This is a genomic window from Rhizobacter sp. (genome assembly GCF_031412075.1).
Classification (GTDB): domain Bacteria; phylum Pseudomonadota; class Gammaproteobacteria; order Burkholderiales; family Burkholderiaceae_C; genus Rhizobacter.
The window spans coordinates 1-3257 of the sequence record NZ_JANOCG010000043.1 but is presented as its reverse complement, the minus strand read 5'-3'; the positions used below and the strand labels follow the sequence as shown (position 1 = coordinate 3257).

The window sequence follows — 3257 nt, the reverse complement described above, 5'->3', positions numbered from 1 at the left end:
GGGCTGCACCACCCAGGCCGGCCAGGGTGACGACGACGGCGTGGAGCCACACCCTGCCAGCAAAACCGCCGCAAGCCCCAGCGGCGCCACGCAGCTGCGCAAGAGGGTGCCCATCAGAAGCGCAGCTTCAAGCCGATGTTGAACACGACCTGGTTGAAGCTGACGCTGTCGTACTTGGTACGTTGATAGCCCAGCTCTTCGAACAAGCTGGTCGATTCGCCGAGGGGTTGCTCCAGGCCGGCAAACGCGCCAAAACCGGTGCCGCTGCCGCCACCACCGCTCAGGCGCGAGAAGCTCACGACGCCCTTGCCGTAGAAGAGCATGTTCGAGGCCTTCAGCGGCTGGCCCACGTAGTAGGTGGCACCGCCCGAAACCGTGGTCGAGGTGGTGTCGGTGCCACCGGCATCGATCTTGAAGTAGGTGATGTTGCCCGACACCGACAGCTTGTCGGTCACCAGGCGCTCATACCCGGCGCTGACGTTGGCTTGAGAAAAATCGCTCGACGACGAAATGTTGCCGAACAACGAGACCGCATTGCGCTTGTCTTGCGATTGAGCGTGGGCCACCGAGGCCAGGGAGGTCAGCGCCACGGCGCAGGCGATCAGGCGAAGCTGGGTATTCATGGGGTGGTGTGTCTCTCGTTAGGGGCGGGTCGCGCTCAGCCGGCCAGGCATCGCAATCGTCATGCCTTGTGGCCAGCGGACAAGAGCCCGCTCGGGTGTGTCAGCGACTGCGCCGCAAAGTGTGGCATCGGCTCCGCCCAGGGCGACGTGACAAAGGTAATTCGTCACCTTTCGCGTCTCGCGCACACCACCGCATGACTTTCGTTGATTGCCATTCGTGACCTCTGGCGAGATAAAGGCGACTGTGGCAAGCCATGCCCTCTTGAACCGGTCAAAAGAGGCCAAGCCACGCCACTGGAGCCCCCATGAATCTTGTGATTCGCGCCCACACACTGAAAAGCGAAACCCTGTCCCAGGCCATCACCGGGCACTTCGACGAACGCGGCGGCACCATCGGCCGCTCCGACACCAACACCCTGACCCTGCCCGACCCCGAGCGCCACATCTCTCGCCTGCAGGCCGAGGTGTGGTTCAGCAATGGCAGCTTCTCCATCCGCAACGTGGGCAGCGCCAACGCCATCACGGTCAACGGCCGGCCGGTCAACCCCGGCGAAGGCGCCACGCTGGCCCATGGCGACGAGATCATGGTCGGCGGCTACGGCATGCGCGCCGCCGTGTCTGAACGCGTCGAGCCGCCCACCCACGCGCCGGTCGATGCACGCACGGTGATCAAGGCCTCGGCCGGCGAGAGCAGGACCAACCCGCCCAACCTGCGCGTGCCGCCGACCGTTTCACCTCCCGTCGCTTCGCCGATCACCACGAGCGCCGGCAACCCGTTTGCCGACCTGCTTGGCAGCGCGGCCACGCCCACCGCCAGCGACCCGTTTGCCGGCCTGATGGGCGGCCAGCCCGCCAACCCGCCGACCACCGCCGTGCATGTGCGCACGCCGGTGCCGCCTGCCGTGCCCAAGCCCCCTGCTCCGCCTGCCGCGGCCACCCGCCTGCCCGACGACTTCGACCCCTTCGCTGACCTGGCGCCACCGCCCGCCAAGGCAGGCGATGCGTCGCTGGCCTCGTTCATGAGCGGCAGCCCGTCTGCCTCGCCACCCGCCAGCTTGCCCGCCGACCTGGGCCTGGGCGACCTGCTCGGCACACCTGCTTCGGCCCCGGGAAGCAGCCTCGACGCGATGTTCGGGCTCAACGCGCCCGCCGCCCCGGGCAGCGATCCACTGGCCGCGTTCCTGTCTGCGCCCAAACCCGGCACCGCCCCCGGCAGCAACGCCGAAAGCAAAGACCCGCTGGCCATGTTTGCCGCCCCCACCCCGGCCGCGCCCCCGCCAGCCCTGCCGGCAAGCTTCAACCACACACCGGAGATGAAGGCCGCCTACGTGCCGCCGGCCGTGCAGCCGCCCAAGCCCGCGGTCAAACCGCCGGTGGTGGCGAGCCCGCCGCCGGCCGCCGCCACGGTGATCATGCCGCCGGCTCCGCCGCCACCCGCCAGACCGCTGCCGCAAGACATCACGCCCACCGGCACGGTGCCAGGCGTCAAGCCGTCGCGGCCAGTGTTCGACTCGGCGCCCGCTCCGTTCGACGCCATCCCGCCCGCCACCGCGCCCAGCGCACCACCCGACGCTCTGTGGGCTGCCTTCTGCGAAGGCGCCGGCGTCAACATCAAGCTGCCCCAAGGCCTCACGCCCGAGCTGATGAAGGTCTTGGGCCAGGTGCTGCACCACTCGATCGACGGCACCATCAAGCTCGTAGCCGTGCGCGCTGCCGCCAAGCAGGAGCTGAAGGCCGACGTCACCACCATCCAGGCGCGCAACAACAACCCGCTCAAGTTTTCGCCCGACGCCGGTGCGGCCATCGAGCAGCTGCTGCAGCCGCCGATGCGCGGTTTCATGATGGGCCCGGTGGCCGTGAATGACGTGATGGACGACCTGCTCGGCCACGCGATCGGCACCATGGCCGGCATGCGCGCCGCACTCACCGGCGTGCTCGACAAGTTCGAGCCCGGTAAGCTCGAAGGCAAGCTCGCCGGCAACAGCGTGCTCGACAGCGTATTGCCGATGAACCGCCGTGCCAAGCTGTGGGAGCTGTATTTGCAGCACTTCAAGCGCATCCGCGACGATGCACAAGACGACTTCCACGACCTCTTCGGCAAGGCCTTCATCGAAGCCTACGAAGAGCAGCTCGACCGGCTCGACGCGTCCCGCCACCCTTCGGTTTAAGCAGAGCATGTTGCAGGTTGAAATCGCCTCGCGCTGCGAGGTGGGCGCGCGCAGCTACAACGAAGACGATCTGCGCCACGGCCAGAGCGGCCCCTTCTGGTTCGCCGTGCTGTCTGATGGCGCGGGCGGCCACAAGGGGGGCGCCATCGCGTCCGACATCGTGGTGCGAATGACAGCGCTCGGTCTGCAGTCGGCCACGCAGGCAACGCCTGGTTACCTGACCCAGCTGGTGTGCGACGCCAACGAAGCCCTGGCGCAAAAGCAGGACAAACGCAGCCGCGACCGCATGCACGCCACCTTGGTGGCGCTGTGGATCGACGCCCGCCGCGAAGAAGCCCTCTGGACGCACGTGGGCGACTCGCGCCTGTACATGCTGCGCCACGGCCGCGTGCTGCACATGACGCAAGACGACAGCGTGGTGCAGCGCATGGTCGACGCGGGTTACCTCACACCCGAAGAAGCGCTG

Annotated in this window: 3 protein-coding genes; 2 read left to right on the top strand and 1 reads right to left on the bottom strand. The window is 67.7% G+C overall.

The genetic code is table 11. From position 1 onward, the window contains the following. Positions 1 to 113 precede the first annotated feature (113 nt). Positions 114 to 623 (bottom strand): hypothetical protein, encoded by a 510-nt coding sequence (locus RMO40_RS01565; RefSeq protein ID WP_309715331.1) that lies wholly within the window; start codon positions 621 to 623, stop codon positions 114 to 116. Between the two features lie 305 nt (positions 624 to 928). On the opposite strand from RMO40_RS01565, the gene tagH reads away from it, so the two are divergent. Both tagH and RMO40_RS01555 read left to right on the top strand, forming a co-directional pair. Further along, the gene (gene tagH, locus RMO40_RS01560; RefSeq protein WP_309715328.1) at positions 929 to 2791 is read left to right on the top strand and encodes a type VI secretion system-associated FHA domain protein TagH; all 1863 of its coding nucleotides are present in this window, start codon (positions 929 to 931) and stop codon (positions 2789 to 2791) included. A 7-nt stretch (positions 2792 to 2798) separates the two neighbouring features. Then, positions 2799 to 3257 (top strand): protein phosphatase 2C domain-containing protein (locus RMO40_RS01555; RefSeq protein WP_309715326.1); only part of this gene is annotated, 459 nt, incomplete at its 3' end.

What these genes read in the sequence shown, in the direction of transcription:
- RMO40_RS01565 (WP_309715331.1), bottom strand. Translation starts at nt 623, where the DNA reads ATGAATACCCAGCTTCGCCTGATCGCCTGCGCCGTGGCGCTGACCTCC.
- tagH (WP_309715328.1), top strand. Translation starts at nt 929, where the DNA reads ATGAATCTTGTGATTCGCGCCCACACACTGAAAAGCGAAACCCTGTCC.